This window comes from Escherichia sp. HH41S, from assembly GCF_009820115.1.
GTDB lineage: Bacteria > Pseudomonadota > Gammaproteobacteria > Enterobacterales > Enterobacteriaceae > Escherichia > Escherichia coli_F.
The window spans coordinates 1-550 of record NZ_VNXE01000112.1 but is presented as its reverse complement, the minus strand read 5'-3'; the positions used below and the strand labels follow the sequence as shown (position 1 = coordinate 550).

General features: G+C 63.5%; 1 protein-coding gene. It reads left to right on the top strand.

Going from position 1 to position 550, the window contains the following annotated elements:
- On the top strand, nucleotides 1-550 hold a 550-nt coding region (locus FQZ95_RS20985; protein WP_160530616.1), incomplete at both ends, for a phage tail length tape measure family protein.

Below are 550 nucleotides of genomic sequence, written 5' to 3'. Positions count from 1 at the left end.
GGGGGCTTGCCGGTGCGATCACCCTGCCGATGGTGGGGGCCACCTCGCTGGCGGTGGCGACCGGTGCGCTGGCGTATGCCTGGTATCAGGGCAACTCAACCCTGTCCGATTTCAACAAAACGCTGGTCCTTTCCGGCAATCAGGCCGGGCTGACGGCAGATCGTATGCTGGTCCTGTCCAGAGCCGGGCAGGCGGCAGGGCTGACGTTTAACCAGACCAGCGAGTCACTCAGCGCACTGGTTAAGGCGGGGGTAAGCGGTGAGGCTCAGATTGCGTCCATCAGCCAGAGTGTGGCGCGTTTCTCCTCTGCATCCGGCGTGGAGGTGGACAAGGTCGCTGAAGCCTTCGGGAAGCTGACCACTGACCCGACGTCGGGGCTGACAGCGATGGCGCGCCAGTTCCATAACGTGACGGCGGAGCAGATTGCGTATGTTGCTCAGTTGCAGCGTTCCGGCGAAGAAGCCGGGGCATTGCAGGCGGCGAACGAGGCCGCGACGAAAGGGTTTGATGACCAGACCCGCCGCCTGAAAGAGAACATGGGCACGCTGGA